The organism is Arsukibacterium sp. (assembly GCF_033722355.1).
In the GTDB taxonomy this organism is placed as follows: Bacteria; Pseudomonadota; Gammaproteobacteria; order Enterobacterales; family Alteromonadaceae; genus Alishewanella.
In genome coordinates this window covers 1-22095 of sequence record NZ_JAWVZF010000031.1, presented here as the reverse complement: position 1 = coordinate 22095, position 22095 = coordinate 1, and the positions used below count along the sequence as shown (strand labels likewise).

19 protein-coding genes and 1 pseudogene are annotated in these 22095 nt (G+C 48.8%); 17 read left to right on the top strand and 3 right to left on the bottom strand.

Annotated elements, in window-relative coordinates:
* From R3177_RS05250 to tcdA, 6 genes and pseudogenes are all read left to right on the top strand, one after another.
* Positions 1–213 (top strand): annotated as a pseudogene (locus R3177_RS05250) (lipid ABC transporter permease/ATP-binding protein); the annotation flags it as partial.
* Positions 210–1175, top strand: a complete 966-nt coding sequence (gene lpxK, locus R3177_RS05245; protein ID WP_318969987.1) for a tetraacyldisaccharide 4'-kinase — start codon at positions 210–212, stop codon at positions 1173–1175. The pseudogene R3177_RS05250 and the gene lpxK, both read left to right, overlap by 4 nt.
* A 2-nt stretch (positions 1176–1177) precedes the next feature.
* Positions 1178–1375, top strand: a complete 198-nt coding sequence (locus R3177_RS05240) for a Trm112 family protein (RefSeq protein ID WP_413229070.1) — start codon at positions 1178–1180, stop codon at positions 1373–1375.
* The gene (gene kdsB / locus R3177_RS05235) at positions 1363–2118 is read left to right on the top strand and encodes a 3-deoxy-manno-octulosonate cytidylyltransferase (RefSeq protein WP_318969986.1); all 756 of its coding nucleotides are present in this window, start codon (positions 1363–1365) and stop codon (positions 2116–2118) included. The genes R3177_RS05240 and kdsB overlap by 13 nt, the downstream gene beginning before the upstream one ends.
* 10 nt (positions 2119–2128) lie before the next feature.
* Entirely contained in the window at positions 2129–2875 is a 747-nt protein-coding gene (locus R3177_RS05230) for a pseudouridine synthase (RefSeq protein ID WP_318969985.1), read from the top strand.
* Entirely contained in the window at positions 2868–3698 is an 831-nt protein-coding gene (gene tcdA, locus R3177_RS05225) for a tRNA cyclic N6-threonylcarbamoyladenosine(37) synthase TcdA (protein ID WP_318969984.1), read from the top strand. The genes R3177_RS05230 and tcdA overlap by 8 nt, the downstream gene beginning before the upstream one ends.
* Here the strand turns inward: tcdA and R3177_RS05220 are convergent.
* The 3 genes from R3177_RS05220 to gltA form a co-directional block, all read right to left on the bottom strand.
* A complete protein-coding gene (locus R3177_RS05220; RefSeq protein ID WP_318969983.1) occupies positions 3679–4122 on the bottom strand; it encodes a SufE family protein in 444 nt (147 codons plus the stop codon). The two genes, tcdA and R3177_RS05220, sit on opposite strands and share 20 nt — an antisense overlap.
* Entirely contained in the window at positions 4119–5336 is a 1218-nt protein-coding gene (locus R3177_RS05215; RefSeq protein WP_318969982.1) for a cysteine desulfurase, read from the bottom strand. The genes R3177_RS05220 and R3177_RS05215 overlap by 4 nt, the downstream gene beginning before the upstream one ends.
* Before the next feature lie 137 nt (positions 5337–5473).
* Positions 5474–6757: a citrate synthase gene (gene gltA / locus R3177_RS05210; protein ID WP_318969981.1), complete on the bottom strand. Its 1284-nt coding sequence runs from the start codon at positions 6755–6757 to the stop codon at positions 5474–5476.
* Positions 6758–7013: 256 nt separating this feature from the next.
* Here gltA and sdhC point away from each other — a divergent pair, with 256 nt between their 5' ends.
* From sdhC to R3177_RS05155, 11 genes are all read left to right on the top strand, one after another.
* Positions 7014–7502: a succinate dehydrogenase, cytochrome b556 subunit gene (gene sdhC, locus R3177_RS05205; RefSeq protein ID WP_318969980.1), complete on the top strand. Its 489-nt coding sequence runs from the start codon at positions 7014–7016 to the stop codon at positions 7500–7502.
* Positions 7493–7840 (top strand): succinate dehydrogenase, hydrophobic membrane anchor protein, encoded by a 348-nt coding sequence (gene sdhD / locus R3177_RS05200; protein WP_318969979.1) that lies wholly within the window; start codon positions 7493–7495, stop codon positions 7838–7840. The genes sdhC and sdhD overlap by 10 nt, the downstream gene beginning before the upstream one ends.
* A complete protein-coding gene (gene sdhA, locus R3177_RS05195; protein WP_318969978.1) occupies positions 7841–9613 on the top strand; it encodes a succinate dehydrogenase flavoprotein subunit in 1773 nt (590 codons plus the stop codon).
* A gap of 14 nt (positions 9614–9627) precedes the next feature.
* Entirely contained in the window at positions 9628–10350 is a 723-nt protein-coding gene (locus R3177_RS05190) for a succinate dehydrogenase iron-sulfur subunit (protein ID WP_318969977.1), read from the top strand.
* Positions 10351–10454: 104 nt separating this feature from the next.
* Positions 10455–13265 (top strand): 2-oxoglutarate dehydrogenase E1 component, encoded by a 2811-nt coding sequence (locus R3177_RS05185; protein ID WP_318969976.1) that lies wholly within the window; start codon positions 10455–10457, stop codon positions 13263–13265.
* Positions 13266–13331: 66 nt separating this feature from the next.
* Positions 13332–14594, top strand: a complete 1263-nt coding sequence (odhB, locus tag R3177_RS05180; RefSeq protein ID WP_318969975.1) for a 2-oxoglutarate dehydrogenase complex dihydrolipoyllysine-residue succinyltransferase — start codon at positions 13332–13334, stop codon at positions 14592–14594.
* 148 nt (positions 14595–14742) lie between these two features.
* On the top strand, positions 14743–15909 hold the full coding sequence (sucC, locus tag R3177_RS05175) for an ADP-forming succinate--CoA ligase subunit beta (protein WP_318969974.1): 1167 nt from the start codon (positions 14743–14745) through the stop codon (positions 15907–15909).
* Positions 15910–15919: 10 nt separating this feature from the next.
* Positions 15920–16792 carry a succinate--CoA ligase subunit alpha gene (gene sucD, locus R3177_RS05170; RefSeq protein WP_318969973.1) on the top strand — a complete coding sequence of 291 codons (873 nt, stop codon included), beginning with the start codon at positions 15920–15922 and terminating at the stop codon, positions 16790–16792.
* 219 nt (positions 16793–17011) lie between these two features.
* On the top strand, positions 17012–19978 hold the full coding sequence (locus R3177_RS05165) for a TonB-dependent receptor plug domain-containing protein (protein WP_318969972.1): 2967 nt from the start codon (positions 17012–17014) through the stop codon (positions 19976–19978).
* Between the two features lie 157 nt (positions 19979–20135).
* The gene (locus tag R3177_RS05160) at positions 20136–20924 is read left to right on the top strand and encodes a hypothetical protein (RefSeq protein ID WP_318969971.1); all 789 of its coding nucleotides are present in this window, start codon (positions 20136–20138) and stop codon (positions 20922–20924) included.
* A 38-nt stretch (positions 20925–20962) separates the two neighbouring features.
* The coding region (locus R3177_RS05155) for a tryptophan halogenase family protein (RefSeq protein WP_318969970.1) at positions 20963–22095 on the top strand (1133 nt) is incomplete at its 3' end.

Here is a 22095-nt window from a genome sequence, read left to right as displayed (position 1 = left end):
TCAGAGCGGAAAATCCAGGCGGCGCTGGATGAATTACTTAAAGGGCGCACGAATATTGTTATTGCTCACCGTTTGTCAACCATAGAGCAGGCTGACAAGATTATTGTGATGGAGCAGGGGCGGATTATTGAGCAAGGTACCCATACTGAGCTGCTCGATTCCAATGGCACTTACGCCCAGTTATACAAGATGCAGTTTGGCACTGAGCAATGAACCTGCTCGAACAAAGCTGGTATCAGAAAAATCACTGGCTCTCGTGGTTACTGCTGCCACTCACTGCGCTGTATTGGTTGCTGAGTACTGGCCGGCGTCTGTTATTCCGTTCTGGTATATTGCGCCGGCATCAGCTGCCGGTGCCACTGGTGATCGTTGGCAATATCAGTGTCGGCGGTACCGGCAAAACCCCCTTTACGCTATGGTTATGCCAACAGCTGCTGGCAAAAGGCGTCAGACCCGGTATTATCAGTCGCGGCTACGGTGCCAAAATCAACGTGCCGACGCGAGTCAATACCGATAGCCTGGCCTGTCATGTCGGTGATGAGCCATTATTGCTTGCCAGGCGCAGTCAATGCCCGGTAGTGGTATGCCCCGACCGGGTTGCGGCAGCCAGGGCGTTGTTAGATCAGTATCCTGTCGATATGATTATCTGCGATGATGGCTTGCAGCATTACCGGCTGGCTCGTGATTTGGAAATTGTGCTGGTTGACGGCAAACGCGGTTTTGGTAATGGATTATTATTGCCCTCAGGGCCATTGCGTGAGTTACCTTCAAGATTAGCATCGGTCGACATGGTTATTGCGAATTCTGGTGAGGTACCGCAGGCCGATTACCAGATGCAGATAAGCGGCAATGAAGCCAAAAACTTGCTTGGTAAAGCGCCGCTCCTGCCTTGTGACGTTACTCTGGTAGCAGGCATAGGCAACCCGCAACGGTTTCTGCTATCCGCCAGACTGGCCGGATTTAACGTGATAGGCCAGCGTTTTTTTGCCGATCATCACCAGTTTACCGCAACAGATTTTGCCGGTATCAGCGGGCCGGTGCTGATGACCGAGAAAGATGCGGTCAAGTGCCAGCTCTTTGCCCGCGATAACTGGTATTTTCTGGCAGTTACTGCCAGTTTCGACAGCGAACAAGGTGCCGAGATTGTGACTAAAATTACCCGATTATTGGAATAATTATGGCTATTAACATTGCTCTGACTGAAATACTTGCCTGCCCGTTATGTAAGGGTAAGCTGAAATATGACAAAACAGCACAGCGTTTACTCTGCCTGGCTGATGCGCTGGCCTATCCGGTTCGAAATAATATTCCGGTACTGATTGCGGATGAAGCTGAAGCATTAACCGCCGACGAGGTAAAAAAATGGCGTTCGTAGTGGTGATCCCTGCCCGTTATGCCAGCAGTCGGCTGCCGGGGAAACCACTGGCTGATATTGCCGGCAAAACGATGATTGAGCGGGTTTATCAGCAGGCGCTGCAAAGTGGCGCCAGCCGGGTGGTTGTCGCGACCGATGATTCCCGGATTGCCGGGGTGGTTGATGAATTCGGTGGTGAAGTCTGTCTGACTGATCCCAACCATAATTCCGGCACAGAGCGGCTGGCTGAAGTGGTTGGGAAATTGCAGCTTGCTGCTGAAACCATCGTCGTTAACGTACAGGGCGACGAGCCTTTTATTCCGCCGCTGATTATTCGTCAGGTGGCTGAAAATCTGGCTGGTCAGCAAAAAGCCAGCATGGCGACATTAGCGGTACCGCTGCACCATGGGGCGGAGATTCGTAACCCTAACATTGTTAAAGTAGTCACCGATCAGCATGGCTATGCGTTATATTTCAGCCGGAGTGTTATCCCGTTTGATCGCGATAGCATTATTGCAGATAATTTGGCCAGTCATTACCGGCGCCATATCGGCATTTATGCCTATCGCGCCAGTTTTATAAAACAATATGTAAACTGGCCGGCTTCTGCGCTGGAGCAAATTGAAAGCCTGGAGCAACTGCGGGTATTGTGGCACGGTGAAGCCATTCATGTTGATACGGCACTGGAAACGCCAGCAGTGGGTGTGGATACGCCGGCAGACCTGGAACACGCCCGGCAGTATGCGCTGCGGACACGCCAATGAGTTATCAGCAATGAACCCGGCTTTTTCGCTGGTGGCGCAAACACCTGAGTTTGTGGTACTGAATAAAGCCCCGGGCATCAGTTTTCATTCAGAACAAACAGCTGGCCTGGTTGTACAGGCTGAGCAGGCACTTGGTTATAAGCTGTTCCCGGTACACCGGCTGGATAAAGTGACATCGGGATTAATTGTACTGGCCCGCAGTAGTGAGGTGGCTGCTGCGCTGACGGCTTTATTCAGCACACACCAGATACAGAAGTATTATCTGGCGTTAAGTTTTACCAAGCCGGCAAAAAAACAGGGGTGGGTAAAAGGTGACATGAGCCAAGCCCGCCGTGGTGCCTGGAAGCTGTCGGCAACCCAGCATGATCCGGCGGTCAGTTACTTTATCAGTCAGGGTTTTACCGATATGCCGGTCAGGGCATTTCTGATTAAACCTTTTAGTGGCAAAACACACCAGATCCGGGTGGCATTAAAGAGTGTGGGTTCGGCTATCGCCGGCGACCGTTTATATCAGGGGGCTGCGGCTGACCGTGTCTACCTGCATGCTTTTGCGTTGCAATTTAGCCTTGCAGACAAAATATATCAGTACCGGCAGCTACCGGAGCAGGGCAACTATTTTGCGCAACTGACCCGGGCGGGGGCGTGGCAGCAGTGGCAGGAGCCCTGGTTGTTAAACTGGCCTGCTTACCACCTGCCGCAGCGTTCATCGACTGCAACAATTAACAAGCACAACAGGTTACTCACCAAAGATGTCTGATTATTTTCTTCGTTTTGCCGGTATTGGCCGGTTGTATGGTTCAGTTGCACTAACCGCGTTCTCGCAGGCTCATGTTTGTGTTATTGGTATTGGCGGGGTGGGCAGCTGGGCCGCCGAGGCGTTGGCGCGTTCCGGGGTGGGCGAAATTACTCTGATCGATCTGGACGATGTCTGTATCAGTAATGTTAACCGCCAGCTTCATGCGTTAACCGATACCATCGGTAAGGATAAAGTGGCGGTGATGGCGCAGCGGATCCATGCAATTAATCCGGACTGTAAAGTCAATCAGGTGGAAGATTTTATTGCCATCGACAATCTTGACGCGCTGATTACACCGACGATGGATTATGTTATTGATGCCATCGACACGATTAAAGCTAAGGTGGCATTACTTGCCTATTGTAAGCGCAATAAAATCAGTGTGATAAGCACTGGAGGTGCTGGAGGTCAGACCGATCCTACCCAGATCCAGATAGCCGACTTAACGCAGACCACTAATGACCCGCTGTTAGCCAAAGTTCGCAATACACTGCGTCGTGATTACCACTATAGCAGAAACCCGAAGCGTCGATTTGGTATCGATTGTGTCTATTCTACCGAGCAACTGGTTTATCCCCGCCCTGACGGTAGTGTCTGTCAGCAGAAAACAGGGCAACTGACTGCAGCAGGGGAGCAAAGCAGTATGCGACTGGACTGCAGTGGTGGTTTTGGCGCGACCACAGTGGTCACCGCCAGCTTTGGTTTGGCTGCGGTATCACGGGTATTACAGAAGATTAGTGCAAAAGCGAACAGGCAGGCTGCGCTTAATGACAGCAGTCTTTAATTCTGCTCATCATGGCATTTAAGCCACTGCCACGTGACTGGCTTAAATAAGGTTTTAAATTAAGCTTGTCAAAAGCATGAGTTAATTCAAACTTTTTTAACTCTTCGTTACTCATGCCATTGACCAGGCTTAACATAATAGCCATTAACCCTTTGACAATTCTGGCCTCACTGTCCAGTACAAAAAAATGCTGGTCCTGATAGGGGTTGTAATAATGCATTAACCAGGCCCGGCTTTCGCAGCCTTTGACCAGCAGCGAGGGTTGTTTCATTTTTTCCGGGATAGGTGGCAGCTTACGGCCAAGTTGCATCAGGATTCGATACTTGCTTTGCCAGTCTTTTGCCTGCGTCAGCTCTGGCAAGTCTTCACTGTAAATCTGACTGAGTGCAGGCCTGGTTTCTGCGAGTAATTGATCTATGGTCATGCCGTTAATATCTCCACGGCCTGCGATAATGCTTGCAGGCTGGTTGCTACATCTGCTTCTGTATTGTAGGGCGCAAATGAGAATCTGACTGCGCCAGCTAAGCCAAGCTGGCTGAAAAAAGGCATCGCACAATGCTGCCCCCCTCTGACCGCAACTGCTTGCTGGTTAAGGAGTTCTGCCACATCTGCAGGATGCTCACCCTGTACATTCAACGCTACGATGCCTGCATTATGCACAGCCGATGATAAAATATCCAGCCCGTCAATTTTTTTAAGCCCGCTAAAGAATTGTTTTAATAACATTGCTTTATAGCTTTTGATTTGTTCGCTGTTATAGCTTTGTAACCAGTTGCAAGCGGCTGCCAGGCCGATAGCGCCCGCAATATCAGGAGTGCCGGCTTCAAGCCGGAACGGTAAAATGTTAAATAAGCTGTGACTAAAGTTAACCTCGCTAATCATCTCGCCGCCACCTAGTAGCGGGGTCAGTAATTCCAGGGCGGCCTTTTTACCATATAATACGCCAATGCCGGTTGGGCCATACAGTTTATGGCCTGACCAGACATAAAAATCAGCATCCAGCTGCTGAATATCAATGCGGTCATGGACTATGCCCTGAGCGCCGTCGATAACAGTGAGGGCGCCCATCGCTTTTGCCTGGCTAATCATAGTTGCAACCGGCTGGATATGTCCCAGTACATTAGATATATGACTAAAGCTCACCACCTTGGGTTTAAGTGCCAGCAGCTTGGCAAATGCCTGCTGATCGACCTGATAATCGCGGGTCAGTGGCACAACATCCAGCGTGACGCCAAACCGCTTGCAGTGCAGTTGCCAGGGCACAATATTGGCGTGGTGTTCCAGCCCCGTGATTAAAACCCGGTCGCCCGCTTTAAGTACAGTGTGCATTAGTCCGAATGCGATCTGATTTAACGCCGCTGTCGCGCCGCTGCAAAATATAATTTGCTGGCGGGTAGCGGCATTGATAAAACCGGCAATATCATCCCTGGCCTGTTCAAATGCCCGGGTGGCGGTTTGGCTCAAGGTATGGGCGCCCCGGTGCACGTTGCTGTTATCACGCTGATAAAAGGTGGTCATTGCGTCAATGACGACGTCAGGCTTATGCATGGTTGCTGCATTATCCAGATAAACCCAGTTTGGGTTTTGGTTAAAAAATGCAAACTGGCCACGAAAGTTTACGGGATCGAAAGGTTGCATAGCGTCTCAGATGATTAACAGGTTAAGCCGATTGTCGGTCTCACCGCCTCAGATAGCAAGCCTGAAAGGCCGGTCGTCGTCATAAAAAAAGCGGCGATGATCGCCGCTTTTTCCGGTTTTTCCGTCGTTATAGCGAATTAACGTTTATCCAGCTTTTTAAAATCACGGCTGGCATAACCGGTATACAGCTGACGTGGCCGGCCGATTTTATGACCTTTCTCGCCCAGCATTTCATCCCAGTGAGATATCCAGCCAACTGTGCGCGACATCGCAAAGATAACAGTAAACATGCTGGTTGGGATACCAATAGCTTTGAGAATAATACCGCTGTAAAAATCAACATTCGGATACAGCTTTTTCTCAATAAAGTAGTCATCTTCAAGCGCAATCCGTTCCAATTCCATTGCCACATCTAACAATGGATCTTTAACGTTAAGCTCTTTCAGTACTTCATGACAGGTATCACGCATGACTTTGGCGCGCGGGTCAAAGTTTTTATAAACCCGGTGACCAAAGCCCATCAGCCTGAAACTGTCGTTTTTATCTTTTGCCCGGGCAACAAATTCCGGAATACGGTCAACAGAGCCAATCTGTTGCAACATTTTCAGACAGGCTTCATTTGCGCCACCATGTGCCGGTCCCCACAGGGATGCTACACCGGCTGCGATACAGGCATAAGGATTAGCGCCTGATGAGCCTGCCAGGCGCACGGTAGAGGTTGAGGCGTTTTGCTCATGATCGGCATGCAGCATAAAGATCCGGTCCATCGCTTTGGCCAGGATAGGGCTGACTTTGTAATCTTCAGCAGGGACAGAGAACATCATATGCAGAAAATTCTCTGAGTAGCTTAAGTCGTTGCGCGGATAAACAAAAGGCTGACCGACCGTATACTTGTAAGCCATTGCCGAAATAGTGGGTAATTTGGCGATTAAACGATGAGCGCTACGTTTACGCTGCTGTGGATCGTTAATGTCCAAATCTGAATGATAAAACGATGACAAGGCACCGACAACACCGCACAGCATCGCCATGGGGTGAGCGTCTACCCGGAAACCCTGAAAGAATGAGGCAATTTTCTCGTGCACCATAGTATGGCGGGTAATGGTAGTGACAAAATCTGTGTACTCTTTCTTCTTCGGTAATTCACCTTCCAGTAACAGATAGCAAAGTTCAAGGTAATCAGAGTGTTCCGCCAGTTGTTCTATCGGGTAACCCCGGTGCAGCAACACGCCATTGTCGCCATCGATATAAGTAATTTTAGATTCGCAGGAGCCTGTTGACATAAAGCCCGGATCAAATGTGAAATAACCTTGCTGCCCGAGCGTACGAACGTCAATTACGTCAGTACCAGCCGTGCCAGAATATATCGGTAACTCAAATGATTTACCATCAATCTGCACGACGGCCTTTTTATCTGCCATTGGATTTCTCCTAATTGTTGTAGTTTCGGATTCTAAGGGTATTGCCGCTATTCTACTCGCAAACTGCCCCTAAAAGTCAATTTTAATGCGTATTTGCTTAATAAGTATTCGACTCTAGTAGTATTGTACGCCAAGCCAGAATGTGTAATGTTTCGGCTATGGAATTTTCTCGCTAAATCTAAACAAAAATTGTAATAAGCGGTTATGAAATATATACTATTGCCGGCGTAAAATCAGTTCACCAGCCAGATTGTTTTTGTTGAACCAGCTTGAGCAAAAACGTGTATATCGCCGGGGGCGGGTGACTGTTTTTGCAGCACCTAAAACAACAACTAAGCTCTGTACGAGCATCGATAGGCAAGAAACTGTGAAAAAGCAAAGACCAGTAAATCTAGATTTATCAACGATCTCTCTACCTGCAGCTGCCAAAGCGTCGATTTTGCATCGTGTAACCGGTGTAGCAATGTTTTTCGCTCTGCTGTTCGTGATCTGGGCGTGGGCGTATTCATTGCAAAGCCAGGCTGGCTTTGACTATGTCAAGTCGCTGATGACATCTCACCTGGCGAAGTTTATCGCCTGGGGCACGATAACCGTGCTGACCTATCACTTACTTGCGGGTATCAGGCACCTGGTCATGGACTTGGGGCACTGGGAAGAGCTGAAATCAGGGACCCTGAGTGCCAACATTATCATGGCGTTGTGGTTAGTATTAGCAGTGTTAGCAGGAGTATGGTTATGGTTCTGAATCAGGCAAGTTTAAAGCGCGATGGTGTGCAGGATTATGTCTCGCTGCGCGCCAGTGCCATTGTATTGACGCTGTACACACTGTTTATCCTTGGTTTCTTTATAGTGACTCCGGAAGTCACGTTTGAAGTTTGGCAGAGTTTGTTTGCTAACATGGCGATGAAAGTCTTCACCTTGCTGGCGTTGATCTCTATCGCCATTCACTCTCGTATAGGCTTGTGGCAGGTGCTGACTGATTATGTGAAATCAGCGCGGCTTCGTGCGGTACTGCAATTCTTTCTTTACGCACTGGCCTTTGGTTATGTCGCGGTCGGCTTATTTGTGTTGTGGGGTGCTTAAGTGAATATTCCAGTAAGAGAATTTGATGCCATTGTTATTGGTGCGGGCGGGGCTGGTATGCGTGCCGCACTGCAGATTACCCAGTCAGGGTTAACCTGTGCATTATTATCCAAAGTGTTTCCAACCCGCTCCCATACGGTATCCGCGCAGGGTGGCATTACTGTTGCGTTAGGTAACTCACACGAAGACAACTGGGAATGGCATATGTTTGATACCGTAAAAGGGTCAGACTACATCGGTGATCAGGACGCCATTGAATACATGTGTAAAACCGGTCCGGAAGCCATTACTGAGCTGGAAAATATGGGCTTGCCGTTCTCACGCTTTGAAAATGGCCGGGTATATCAGCGGCCGTTCGGCGGTCAGTCAAAAAACTTTGGCGGTGAGCAGGCAGCACGGACGGCTGCCGCGGCTGACCGCACCGGTCACGCACTGCTGCACTTGCTGTATCAGCAGAACGTGAAAAATAAAACACAGGTCTTTTCTGAGTGGTATGCCCTGGATTTAGTAAAAAATCAGGATGGCGCCATTGTTGGCTGTACGGCAATCGATATTGAAACCGGCGAAGTGGTGTATTTTAAAGCAAAAGCGACCGTGCTGGCGACAGGCGGTGCGGGCCGTATTTATGCATCTACCACCAATGCTCACATTAACACTGGTGACGGTGTGGGGATGGCATTACGCGCTGGCGTGCCTTTGCAGGATATGGAAATGTGGCAGTTCCATCCGACCGGTATTGCCGGAGCGGGAACTCTGGTTACCGAGGGCTGTCGTGGTGAGGGCGGTTATCTGCTGAACAAAGATGGCGAACGCTTTATGGAACGTTACGCGCCCAATGCCAAAGATCTGGCTGGCCGCGACGTGGTTGCCCGCTCTATGATGACTGAAATTCGTGAAGGCCGCGGCTGTGAAGGTCCTTGGGGTGTTCATATTAAGTTAAAACTTGATCACCTTGGCGAAGAGGTACTCGAAAGCCGTTTACCTGGTATCTGTGAATTATCACGGACCTTCGCGCATGTCGATCCGGTAAAAGAGCCGATTCCGGTTATCCCAACCTGTCACTACATGATGGGTGGTATTCCTACTAATGTTCATGGCCAGGTTATCAGTCCGAAAGAAGATGGTTCTGAATCTGTTGTCCCGGGTTTGTTTGCCTGTGGCGAAATAGCCTGTGTATCTGTGCACGGTGCTAACCGGTTAGGCGGTAACTCATTGCTTGATCTGGTCGTGTTCGGCCGTGCAACGGGCTTACATCTGGGCGAAGCCTTAGCGGCAACAGCTGAAGCACGCTCGGCATCGCAATCTGACCTGGACGCCGCGTTGTCACGCTCTCAGCGTTGGGAAGAAAGCAAAGCCGGTCAGGGCGAAGATCCGGTACAGATTAAGAAAGACCTGCAAAAATGTATGCAGCTTAATTTCTCGGTGTTCCGGGAAGGCGACGCGATGGCTGAGGGCTTGTCTGAGCTTAAGGAAATTCGCGAGCGTTTGAAATTTGCCCGTCTTGACGACAAGAGTTCTGATTTCAACACCATGCGAATTGAATGTCTTGAACTGGATAACCTGATGGAAACCGCTTATTCAACTGCGGTTGCCGCAAATTTCCGCACCGAAAGTCGCGGAGCACACGCGCGTTTCGATTTCCCTGATCGCGATGATGAAAACTGGTTGTGCCACAGTGTTTATACACCTGACACTGAATCTATGTTTAAGCGTAAGGTCAATCTGGAACCTAAATTCCGCGAATCTTTCCCGCCAAAAGCACGTTCGTATTAAGAGGCGCAGTTAAAATGACTACATTGGAATTTTCAATTTACCGTTACAATCCTGAGGTTGATACCGCGCCAAGGATGCAGGAATACACTCTGGAAAACCCTGAAGGCCGTGACATGATGGTGCTGGATGCGCTGTTAAAGTTAAAGGAACAGGATCCAAGCTTGTCTTTTCGCCGCAGCTGCCGCGAGGGGGTGTGTGGTTCTGATGGCTTAAACATGAATGGAAAAAACGGCCTTGCCTGTATTACGCCATTGTCGGCGCTGGGTAAAGGCAAAGGCGGAAAAATTGTGGTCAGACCCTTGCCCGGTCTGCCGGTGGTGCGGGATCTGGTGGTCGATATGAGCCAGTTCTATACCCAGTATGAGAAAGTAAAACCTTATCTGATTAATGATGATAAATTGCCACCTGCCGGAGAGTTTTTGCAAAGCCCGGAAGAGCGGGCTAAGCTTGATGGGCTGTATGAATGTATTTTATGTGCATGTTGTTCATCATCATGCCCCTCGTTCTGGTGGAATCCGGATAAGTTTATCGGCCCGGCCGGCTTATTACATGCATACCGGTTTTTAGCGGATAGCCGTGATACGGCAACCGAGCAGCGTTTAAATGATCTTGATGATGCATTTAGTGTATTCCGCTGTCATGGCATTATGAACTGCGTTAATGTTTGTCCAAAAGGGTTAAACCCGACGAAAGCCATTGGCCAGATTAAATCGATGTTGTTAAACCGGGCGCTGTAATGCGCCCTTATTTTGGTTAATATTTGAAAAACCGGCCATTTCGCAAGCGAAATGACGGTTTTTTTGCTACTTTTTTCCAGGTGCTCAGAAATAAGGGAAACTAAATGCACGAAGGTGTAATGAAGGCGTGGTTAGAGTCTTCACATCTTGGCGGTGGTAACATGGCCTATGTGGATGAACTCTATGAATCCTACCTAGCAGAGCCCACCAGTGTTGGTGATGAATGGCGGGAGTTTTTCGCCGGCCTGCCAAAAATCGATGGGGTCGATCTTGAAGTCCGGCATGCTGATATTCGTCAGCAGTTTGCTGAATTAGCCCGCAACAAGCACCGTGAAGTGGTGGTTGTGAATTCCGGCAGCGCTGCGGATACCCGTCAGGTTAAAGTGCTGCAACTTATTAATTCTTATCGATTCCGTGGTCATCAGCATGCCAATCTTGACCCGTTGAACCTGTGGAAGCAACCGAGGGTTCGTGACCTGGAATTGTCCTTCCATGACTTGTCTGAAGCGGATTACGATACCGAGTTCAATGTTGGATCATTCGCTGGTGGTCAGGAAACGATGAAACTGGGCGATTTGCACAAGGCACTGGAAAAAACCTATTGTGGTTCTATCGGTGCTGAGTACATGCATATCGTCTCAACCGACGAAAAACGCTGGATCCAACAGCGACTTGAAGGCATCCAGTCAACACCGGTATTCGATAAAGAAACCCGGCTGCAGATTTTAAAAGGTCTGGTCGCTGCTGATGGTCTGGAAAAATACTTAGGCTCTAAATTTCCCGGCGCCAAACGCTTTGGTCTGGAAGGTGGCGATGCCATGATCCCAATGCTTAAGGCGATGATTCATCGTGCTGGTGAGCAGGGAGCCAAAGATTCAGTTATTGGTATGGCGCACCGTGGTCGTCTTAATACGTTAATCAATGTCCTGGGTAAAAATCCATCTACCTTATTTGATGAATTTGCAGGCAAATATGAAGTCGTCGGTGCCGGTGATGTAAAATATCACATGGGTTTCTCGTCCGATTTTGAAACCAAAGGCGGCAATGTTCACCTTGCCCTGGCGTTTAACCCGTCGCATCTGGAAATTGTTAACCCGGTGGTCATCGGTTCGGTACGTGCCCGGCTCGACCGGCGGGGCTGCACTGATGGCTCGCTGGCGTTACCGATTACTATTCATGGTGACTCAGCATTTGCCGGTCAAGGTGTGGTTGCTGAGACCTTTAATTTGTCACAAACCCGGGCGTTCAAGGTCGGTGGCACAGTACGGGTGGTGATTAATAATCAGGTTGGTTTTACCACCTCTAACCCGGAAGATACCCGCTCTACGCCTTACTGTACTGATATCGCCAAAATGGTGCTGGCACCGATTTTCCACGTCAATGGTGATGATCCGGAAGCAGTGGTATTTGTTGCGCAACTGGCCGTAGATTATCGGAATACTTTCAAACGTGACGTGGTCATTGACCTGTTCTGTTATCGACGCAATGGTCATAATGAATCTGATGAGCCTAATGCGACTCAGCCGCTGATGTATCAGAAGATTAAAAAGCATCCGACTCCGCGTGAGATTTACGCTAAAAAATTAATTGACGAAGGCGTATGTAGCGAAGATGACGTCAAGGCGCTGATTAATGACTATCGTGATGCGCTGGATAAAGGGGATTGTGTAGTCGATGAATGGCGGCCAATGACAGAGCCTTCAGTTGACTGGACACCTTATCTGGGCCATGACTGGGATGCCACCTATGATGCCAGTATGGCCGTGGAAAAGCTGGTGTCGCTGGGTGAAAAAGCCATTAGTGTGCCAGATAGCGTCAGCTTGCAACGTCAGGTTAACCGGGTCTATGAAGATCGGGCTTTAATGCTGACCGGTGAGAAGAAAATTGACTGGGGTATGGCAGAAATACTGGCATACGCGGCGACAGTCGCCGGTGGCAACCGGATCCGCTTTGTTGGTCAGGATTCCGGCCGTGGTACCTTTTTCCATCGCCATGCTGTCTTACATAACCAGGACGATGGCAGTACTTATACGCCACTTAGCAAAATCAGTGAAGAGCAGGCGCCATTTCAGATTTATGACTCTGCATTGTCTGAAGAAGCGGTGTTGGCGATAGAGTATGGTTACGCGACAGCGGAGCCCAGAGCGCTGGTTATCTGGGAAGCGCAGTTTGGTGATTTCGCTAACGGTGCCCAGGTGGTTATTGATCAGTTTTTAAGTTCAGGTGAGCAAAAATGGGGCCGGCTGTGTGGTTTAACCTTGTTATTGCCGCATGGTTATGAAGGACAAGGGCCTGAGCATTCGTCAGCCCGGCTGGAGCGTTTCCTGCAGCTGTGTGCAGATCATAATATGCAGGTTTGTGTACCGACAACCCCCGCCCAGGTATTTAATATGTTGCGTCGGCAGGTTATCCGGCCAATGCGCCGCCCGCTCATCGTCATGTCGCCAAAGTCGTTGCTGCGCCATCCGCTGGCAACATCAACGCTGGAGGAGCTGGCGTCTGGCAAGTTCTATAATGTAATCGGTGAAATTGATGACATTAAGCCAGCAGAGGTAAAACGCGTCGTATTCTGTAGCGGCAAGGTATATTACGAACTGCTGGAAGAGCGGCGCAAGCGGGAACAAACCGATGTGGCGATTATCCGGGTTGAACAGTTATATCCGTTCCCGCATGAAGAAATGCTTGATGTGCTCAGCCAGTATCAGCACGTTACTGATTTTGTCTGGTGTCAGGAAGAACCACAAAATCAGGGTGCCTGGTACTGCAGTCAGCATCATTTCCGCGCTGCAATCCCTAAAGCAGGCTATTTGACGTATGCCGGCCGTGAGGCGTCATCGTCACCGGCAGTAGGGTATTTGTCGGTGCATAACAAGCAACAGCAGGCGCTGGTTAATGACGCCCTGACGATAAAATAACAAATTGTCCGGCTCGTCAGACGGGCCGGTTGAACCAAATATGACTAACCGGTAAAAGGTGAAAAAGTGGATATTAAAGTACCCGTTCTTCCAGAATCTGTTGCAGATGCAACCATCGCCACCTGGCACGTTAAAGAAGGTGAAGCCGTCAAACGCGATCAGGTATTAGTTGACATTGAAACCGATAAAGTTGTGCTTGAGGTGGCCGCCCAGGCCGATGGCGTTATGGGTGAAATTATTCATGACACCGGCGCGACAGTATCTGCAGAAGAAGTTATCGGTAAAATGGAAGCTGGCGCATCAGCAGATAGCAAAGACGACAAGTCAGCTGATAAAGCTGACAAAAAAGACGATTCTTCTGATAAGAAAAAAGCGGGTTCAGATAAGAAAGATGAACAGGAAACTGCTAAATCAGAAGCAAAACCTGATTCAAAATCTGATGAAAGTAGCGATGACGCGCTAAGCCCTTCTGTGCGCAGGATGATCTCTGAGAAAGGCTTAGATGCCAGTAAAATTAAAGGCAGCGGCAAAAACGGCCGGGTAACCAAAGAAGATGTTGAAAAGTTTGTTGCTGACAGCGATAAAAAAACGTCTGGTGCAAGCGCTGCACCAGCGCAGGTTTCAGGCGATCGTAGCCAGAAACGGGTACCGATGACCCGTTTACGCAAGACCATTGCTAACCGCCTGCTGGAAGCCAAAAATTCAACTGCCATGTTAACGACGTTTAACGAAGTCAACATGAAACCGATTATGGATTTGCGCAAGCAATATCAGGATGTATTTGAAAAGCGTCATGGTATCCGGCTTGGTTTTATGTCGTTTTACGTGAAAGCTGTCACTGAAGCATTAAAACGTTTCCCCGAAGTCAATGCCGCCATTGATGGCGATGATATTGTTTATCATAATTTCTTTGATGTCAGTATTGCCGTATCCACCCCTCGTGGCCTGGTGACACCGGTATTACGCGATTGCGATAAGATGAATCTGGCTGAAATTGAAAAGGCCATTAAAGAGCTGGCCGGAAAAGGCCGTGATGGCAAGCTTTCAATGGATGACTTGACCGGCGGTAACTTCACTATTACCAATGGCGGCGTTTTCGGTTCATTGATGTCTACCCCGATTATCAACCCGCCTCAGTCCGCTATTCTGGGTATGCATAAAATCCAGGATCGGGTAATGGTTGTTGATGGCAAGATGGAAATTCTGCCGATGATGTATCTGGCGCTGTCTTACGATCACCGGATTATCGATGGCAAAGAGTCAGTGGGTTTCCTGGTAACGATTAAAGACTTACTTGAAGATCCAACCCGAATTTTACTGGATATCTGATTATTCAGGAAATTGAGCACAAAAATGCTGTTGTTTAGCGACAACAGCATTTTGTATTAAGCCGGTTGGCACTATAATATGCGCCGATCGAAACATCAGGCTGCACCATACCGGGCAGCTTCCATATTCAAATGAACGGAATTTAGCCATGAATTTGCACGAGTATCAGGGTAAGCAACTGTTTGCCCAATATGGTTTGCCTGTATCTAAAGGCATCGCCGCAGCTACTGTAGAAGAAGCGGTAGCAGCTGCAGATAAAATCGGCGGCGATAAGTTTGTTGTCAAAGCTCAGGTTCACGCTGGTGGCCGCGGTAAAGCGGGTGGTGTGAAGCTGGTTAAGAGCAAAGACGACATCAAGGCTTTCGCAGAAAAATGGCTTGGCAAGAATCTGGTTACCTATCAAACTGACGAAAAAGGTCAGCCGGTTAGCCGTATTCTGGTTGAACCTTGTACTGATATCGACCAGGAATTATACCTGGGCGCTGTCGTTGACCGCTCGACACGTCGCATCGTGTTTATGGCCTCAACTGAGGGCGGTGTCGAAATCGAAAAAGTTGCTGAAGAAACCCCGGAAAAAATTCTGAAAGCGGCAATCGACCCATTGGTTGGTGCTCAGCCATACCAGGGCCGCGATCTGGCTTTCAAATTAGGTCTGGAAGGCAAGCAAATTAATCAGTTTGTGAAAATTTTCATGGGTTTAGCAAAACTGTTCCAGGAAAAAGATCTGGCCTTATTGGAAGTTAACCCGCTGGTTATTACCCCGGCAGGTGACTTGCACTGCCTGGACGCCAAATTGGTTATCGATAGTAACGCGCTGTACCGTCATCCTGAACTAAAAGAAATGCAGGATCCATCACAGGAAGATCCACGTGAAGCACATGCTGCATCATGGGAACTGAACTATGTTGCCTTAGGTGGTGACATTGGCTGTATGGTAAACGGCGCTGGTCTGGCGATGGGTACCATGGATATCGTTAAGTTGCACGGTGGTCAGCCAGCAAACTTCCTGGACGTAGGCGGTGGTGCGACCAAAGAGCGTGTAGTTGAAGCCTTTAAAATTATCCTGTCAGATGATGCCGTTAAAGCTGTATTTATCAATATTTTCGGCGGTATTGTCCGTTGTGACATGATTGCTGAAGGTGTTATCGGTGCAGTAAAAGAAGTAGGCGTTAAAGTACCGGTAGTAGTACGTCTGCAGGGCAACAACGCTGAAAAAGGCGCGCAGGTACTGTCAGAAAGTGGCCTGAACATCATCGCTGACACAGACCTGACCAGTGCTGCCAAGCAAGTGGTTGCAGCAGCGGCTAAGGCATAAGGGGTAAGTAATGAGCGTATTAATTAATAAAGATACCAAAGTAATTTGTCAGGGTTTCACTGGTGCTCAGGGTACTTTCCATTCTGAGCAGGCTATTGCCTATGGTACCAAGATGGTTGGCGGCGTAACGCCAGGTAAAGGCGGTCAGACCCATCTTGGCCTGCCCGTTTTTAACACAGTGCAGGAAGCGGTTGATGCAACCGGTGCTACTGCGTCTGTAATTTATGTTCCGGCACCGTTTTGTAAAGACTCTATTCTGGAAGCGGCCAACGGTGGCATTAAGCTGATTGTTTGTATCACTGAAGGTATTCCTACTCTGGATATGCTGGATGCCAAAGTTAAATGTGATGAATTAGGTGTACGTTTAATTGGCCCCAATTGTCCTGGCGTTATTACACCGGGCGAATGCAAAATTGGTATTATGCCTGGCCATATTCACAAGCCAGGTAAAGTAGGCATAGTGTCACGTTCCGGCACCCTGACCTATGAAGCAGTTAAACAAACCACCGATTATGGTTTTGGCCAATCTACCTGTGTTGGTATTGGTGGTGACCCGATTCCTGGCTCTAACTTTATTGATATTCTGAAGCTGTTTCAGGAAGATCCGAAAACTGAAGCCATTGTAATGATCGGTGAAATCGGTGGCTCTGCTGAAGAAGAAGCCGCAGCTTATATCAAAGAGCATGTAACCAAGCCGGTGGTATCTTATATCGCCGGTGTTACAGCGCCTGCAGGTAAGCGTATGGGACACGCCGGTGCAATTATCTCCGGTGGTAAAGGTACGGCTGATGAAAAGTTTGCAGCGCTGGAAGATGCCGGTGTTAAAACTGTTAAAAGCCTTGCCGATATTGGTCAGGCCTTGAAAGAACTGACTGGCTGGTAAGCGGGTTGGTTTGATAAAAAACCGCCGTATGGCGGTTTTTTTATCTCTGATTAGTGGTACATAACCACTTTTGATGTCCTAATTGCCGGCAAAAGCCAATTTTTCGTTGCAATTCATCTGGCAGCCACTAGTATAGATCTGGTGTCGGTTGAACTATGACAGCTGATTGTTGTCGGTCGTCACCGCTCAATATAATAAAAAACAACTCAGGAAGCTCTTATGAAAAACTTTGCTCCAATAACCAGGAAAAAGCCGCTGACATTAGCTGTCAGCTGTGTCCTGGCATCATCTATGTTCAGCCTGCAGGCGCAGCAGCAGAACGATGAAACTGAAAAAGCCGAAGAGAAAACTGAACGAATTCAGGTGGTCGGCTCACGTATTCGTACTGATGGTCTGGACCAGGCGGCACCGATTGAGGTGATCAACGCCAGTGTTGCAGCAAGCCAGGGTATCAGTAATCTGGGCGAATTATTACGAAGTTCAACTGTAGCAGCCGGTTCTAACCAGATCACTGCTGCAGCGTCGACTGCGTTTGTAACCGAAGGCGGTACCGGTTCAGAAAATATTTCATTGCGCGGCTTGGGAGCCAACCGGACGCTGATTTTATTAAATGGTCGCCGGGCAGGCCCTGCCGGTACCCGTGGTCAGGTGTCGTCGTTTGATCCTAACGTGCTGCCGTTGTCAGCTATTGACCGGATTGAAATCTTAAAAGATGGTGCATCTTCTTTATATGGTTCGGACGCCGTTGCCGGTGTTATTAATATTATTACCAAAAAAGGTGATGAAAGCTCAGTTAACTTTAACACTTCCCAACCTACAGAAAGTGGTGGTGAGAACTATCAGTTAAATGCAACTTACGGCAGAACCTTTGGCCGCGGCTCGTTCCGGGTTGTGGGTGACTATAAGAAGCAGCAAGAGTTAGCCCAGGGCCAACGCAGTTTCTTTAACTGTGCTGAGCGTTATTATTTCGATCCGGCAACTGGTGAGCGGGCAGATCCAATCGACCCTCGCACCGGCAATTATCATTGTAATGATTTGTTATGGGGCCATATCTGGATCTACGATTACCAGGGTGCTGGTGGCAACGTGCCTCCTGGTGCCAAGGCGCAGTACGATTATGATGGTGACTTAGCAAATTATATTCCTGGTTTTGCCACCGATCCAAGCAACCCTGATTTTATGGTTACGCCGCCAGGCTGGTTCCCGGTTGCCTATGACCGGGCTTCTGACGCCGTTGCTAACGCTGATCATCCATTCCAGGACCGTGAAACCCTGATCCCGGAAAACGAACTGATTACCGCTTACGCCCAGGGTGATTATGAGCTAAGCGATAGCGTTATGTTATATGGCGAGGCATTATTAAACCGCCGGACGACGACAACTAATGGTTACCGTCAGTTCTGGAGCTACAAATATAACGAAGACTTTTTCGCTGGCGATCCGTTAAGCGAAGGCTGGACCGGCGCCCAGTGGCTAAGCCCCACTGCAATTACCGACCATTCAGGTGACAAAATTACCGTGGATTACCGGCGGTTTGTACTGGGCTTAAACGGTGACTTCGGAAACTGGTTCTGGGATATTGCATATCAGGACAGCCACAGCGACGGTGAGTACCAGTCAAAGCTGATTTATGAAGATGCGATATCACCTTATAACTTTGCTTCAGGCTCTTGTGTTGGCGAAGTGACTCCTATCCGCGGTGTACCTTGTATTGATGTGCCGTGGTTAGATCCGCAGTTCCTGGCGGGTAATATCACTGGTGAAGTGCGGGACTTCCTGTTTGGTGAGCAAACCGGTAATACCGTATATAAGCAACAGTCACTGGAAGGTTATATTACCGGTGATTTATTTGAGTTGCCGGCAGGTCCTATCGGCGTGGTAGTCGGTGCAAGTTACCAGCGTGATTCAATTGAAGATACGCCAGGTCAGGAAACCCTTCGTGCCAATACCTGGGGCCAGACCTCTGCTGGTATTACCGAAGGTAAGCATAATACCAGAGCGGTGTTTACCGAGTTACAAATTCCGTTCCTGCGTGATATGCCGTTTGCCGAGGCACTGGATTTTAATATTTCAGGTCGTTATACCGACGTCTCTTCCTATGGTAGTGACTACACTTATAAAGTGGGTGCAAACTGGCAAATCGGTCAGGGTTTCCGGTTACGCGCATCACGGGGTACCTCGTTCCGCTCACCGGCATTGTTCGAATTGTACCTGAATAATCAAACCAGCTTTGTTGGCCAGCGGGCGATTGACCCTTGTATTAACTGGGGTGATGGGCTGGAAGCCGGTACAACCAGTGAAATAGTGGCAAATAACTGCGCGGCAGATGGTATCCCGGCTGACTTTGGCGGTGGTGCTATTTCTGCTACCGTTACCACCGGTGGTGGTGCAGGTCAGCTGGAAGCGGAAACATCTGTTGCTAAAACCATTGGTTTAGTCTGGCTGCCGGAATTTACCGAGTTCAGTGCCTCAATTGACTATTTTAATATTGAGATAACCGGTGAAGTAACTAACTTAAGTGCCGGTCAGATTGTCGGCAACTGCTATGTATCTGAAACCTTCAGCACCGAACCTTTGTGTACCCAGTTTGACCGTGACCCGACCGACTTACGGATCACCAATGTGCGGGGTGGTTATCTGAATATCGCAACCCAGGTTAACCGTGGTATCGATATGCAGATAGGTTATACCAAAGATACACCAATAGGTCAGTTCAGAGCCACTTATCAGCATACGCGGCAGTTAGAAGCGTCACAGCAGCTATTTGCCACCAGTGAACCGATTGATCGGACCGGTGAGTTTGGCCGGCCAAGAGATGTTGGTAACCTGATGGTTGAACTGGATTATGAAGACTGGACCTTTAACTGGACTGCCCGCTACACCGGTGAAGTATCAAACTATACCCGGTATGGTCAGGGCGAGTACCGTGATACCGGTTTCTATCGTGGTGATGAAGTTAAATTGGTATTACACTCTGATGCCGTGATTTATCACGCCTTCTCGGTAACCAAAGACTTCAGCGATGCTGGTATTGACGTCACCTTTGGTGTGGCCAATGCGTTTGATAAAGAGCCACCAAAAGTGAGCGCCATTGGTGGTGTGACCCGCCTGGGCACATCGGCATTCTATAGCCAGTATGACTGGTTAGGACGTCGTCTGTTCTTAAACGCAACCTACTCGTTTTAAGCCTGATTCGACATAATAAAAAAATGCCGGCGTAAGTCGGCATTTTTATTTACACCAGAGCTAAAAACGCGGTAAAACCCTAGCTCAGTCATAGCGGTTGTTTTACGCTGACGCGATGCAGTTACCGAATCATTAAAAATTAAAATAAGAGAGTGCTATGCCAACTATCCGCGCTAAACCTGATACTTTAAATGCTATTAATGGCAATTATCAGCAGGCTGAACTCAGGCAGCCGGTTTTCCTTAACTCGGTACCAAAATGTGGTACCCATTTGCTGAAAAATATTTTCAGAATGTTTGTACCAGTCGCTCAGCAGTATGATCAGCAATTTATTCAGATCCCGATTTTGCAGCAGCATCTGGCGGCATTCAGTGCCGAACAGCCAAAACTTAGCTGGGGCCACTTATTATTTTCTGACAGCTCAGCCATTGCTCTTAAACATGTCCGGCAGTTAGTCATAGTGCGCGATCCTTACGACTGGGTGCTGGCCCGCGCCCGCTTTTTTCTGTCTGACACTTTTCAGGGGGCAATGGATCATTTAAAAGGGGGCAAGGTATCAGTCGAACAAATGCTGAATATGATGATTTTCGGCATTTATCAGAAAGCGCCGACCTTAAATGAAATTTATACCCATAATGCCGTTGCCTGGCTGGGCACGGGCTGTAAGCTGGTGCGTTTTGAAGATGTGATTAGCCACCTTAAAAAACTCGATACGCCGCAAGCAGAAGTGTTCTTTACTGATCTGCTGCAACCGCTTGGTTTACCCCAGCTTCCTGCCGACTGGCGGGAGCGGGTGTTAGCCGGTGCTGATAAAGAGCAAAGTGGTACCTACCGTGAAAACCTGGCAGGACAGAAAGTGGAGTTACCCGCCGTATTACCCGATATGCAAAAGCAACTGGTTGAATATGCCGCGCCCGGCTTACGCCGGTTACTGGGTTATTTTTAACAACATAAAGCGACGTAGCTTAGAGGGTGGAGCTTAATATGCAACAACGTAAGGTACTGATTGTCGGTGGCGGTTCGGCCGGCTGGATGACGGCTGCCTATTTAAATGGTGCACTGAATAAACAGGGCACAGAGCAGAATGTACAAATTGAATTACTCGAGTCGCCCGATATCCCGAGAATTTCGGTAGGGGAGGCAACAATTCCGTCGATGCGCCATTTACTTGCCGTTGTCGGGGTTGATGAGCGTGAGTTTATGCAGGCGACTGACGCGACCTTTAAACAATCAATAAAGTATTGTAACTGGGTCAACAACGATAATAGCTTTTACCATCACCCCTTTACCAGTATGCGGGTGCAGCCTATTGACCGTGCTGGCAGCGAGTGGCTTAAAAGCGATCGCAGCATACCTTTTATGGAAACATGCTCAGCGCAACCCATTATCTGTGAAATGGGTTTAGCGCCGCTGATGCTGGGCAAGTGGGATATGGGCTCGCGGTTAAATTACGCTTACCATATGAATGCTCAGAAATTTGCTGATTATCTGCGGGATTTCTCTACTGCGCGGGGGGTTACTCATACCCTGGCGAATTTAGCTGACGTTGAAATGCAGGGGAGTGATAAAATTGTCGCCGTGACCACCGATCGGCAGCAGCGGATAACGGCAGATTTGTTTGTAGACTGTACTGGTTTTAAAGCCAAACTGATTGAAGAGAAAATGGCTGTCGGCTTTGAAGACTGCTCACAATGGTTGCTATGTGACCGGGCTGTGACCATGCATCTGCCCTATGATAAGTTCTACCCGGGTATGGTAAGGCCTTATACCACGGCCACTGCCTTATCTGCAGGCTGGATTTGGGATATCCCGATGCAGAATCAACGCTCAGTGGGTTACGTCCATTCCAGTCAGTTTATCAGTAAAGAGCAGGCAGAACAGGAAATGCGGGCTTATCAGGGACCCGGCACAGAGCATCTTACTGCCAGATTCGTTGATTTTAAGGTCGGTCGGCGTCAGGGGAACTGGTACGGTAATTGTGTAGCCATTGGCTTGTCAGGTGGCTTTATTGAACCTCTGGAATCGACAGGTTTATACCTGAGTGATTTGGGTGCTGTGTTACTGGCTGAACACTTTCCGTACGACGATGACAGTATGACGGTACTGGCGGGCCGCTA

Excerpts from the sequence above, each read along its gene's own strand:
- lpxK (WP_318969987.1), top strand. The coding sequence starts at position 210 with ATGAACCTGCTCGAACAAAGCTGGTATCAGAAAAATCACTGGCTCTCG.
- R3177_RS05240 (WP_413229070.1), top strand. The coding sequence starts at position 1,178 with ATGGCTATTAACATTGCTCTGACTGAAATACTTGCCTGCCCGTTATGT.
- kdsB (WP_318969986.1), top strand. The coding sequence starts at position 1,363 with ATGGCGTTCGTAGTGGTGATCCCTGCCCGTTATGCCAGCAGTCGGCTG.
- R3177_RS05230 (WP_318969985.1), top strand. The coding sequence starts at position 2,129 with ATGAACCCGGCTTTTTCGCTGGTGGCGCAAACACCTGAGTTTGTGGTA.
- tcdA (WP_318969984.1), top strand. The coding sequence starts at position 2,868 with ATGTCTGATTATTTTCTTCGTTTTGCCGGTATTGGCCGGTTGTATGGT.
- R3177_RS05220 (WP_318969983.1), bottom strand. The coding sequence starts at position 4,122 with ATGACCATAGATCAATTACTCGCAGAAACCAGGCCTGCACTCAGTCAG.
- R3177_RS05215 (WP_318969982.1), bottom strand. The coding sequence starts at position 5,336 with ATGCAACCTTTCGATCCCGTAAACTTTCGTGGCCAGTTTGCATTTTTT.
- gltA (WP_318969981.1), bottom strand. The coding sequence starts at position 6,757 with ATGGCAGATAAAAAGGCCGTCGTGCAGATTGATGGTAAATCATTTGAG.
- sdhD (WP_318969979.1), top strand. The coding sequence starts at position 7,493 with ATGGTTCTGAATCAGGCAAGTTTAAAGCGCGATGGTGTGCAGGATTAT.
- R3177_RS05190 (WP_318969977.1), top strand. The coding sequence starts at position 9,628 with ATGACTACATTGGAATTTTCAATTTACCGTTACAATCCTGAGGTTGAT.
- R3177_RS05185 (WP_318969976.1), top strand. The coding sequence starts at position 10,455 with ATGCACGAAGGTGTAATGAAGGCGTGGTTAGAGTCTTCACATCTTGGC.
- sucC (WP_318969974.1), top strand. The coding sequence starts at position 14,743 with ATGAATTTGCACGAGTATCAGGGTAAGCAACTGTTTGCCCAATATGGT.
- sucD (WP_318969973.1), top strand. The coding sequence starts at position 15,920 with ATGAGCGTATTAATTAATAAAGATACCAAAGTAATTTGTCAGGGTTTC.
- R3177_RS05165 (WP_318969972.1), top strand. The coding sequence starts at position 17,012 with ATGAAAAACTTTGCTCCAATAACCAGGAAAAAGCCGCTGACATTAGCT.
- R3177_RS05160 (WP_318969971.1), top strand. The coding sequence starts at position 20,136 with ATGCCAACTATCCGCGCTAAACCTGATACTTTAAATGCTATTAATGGC.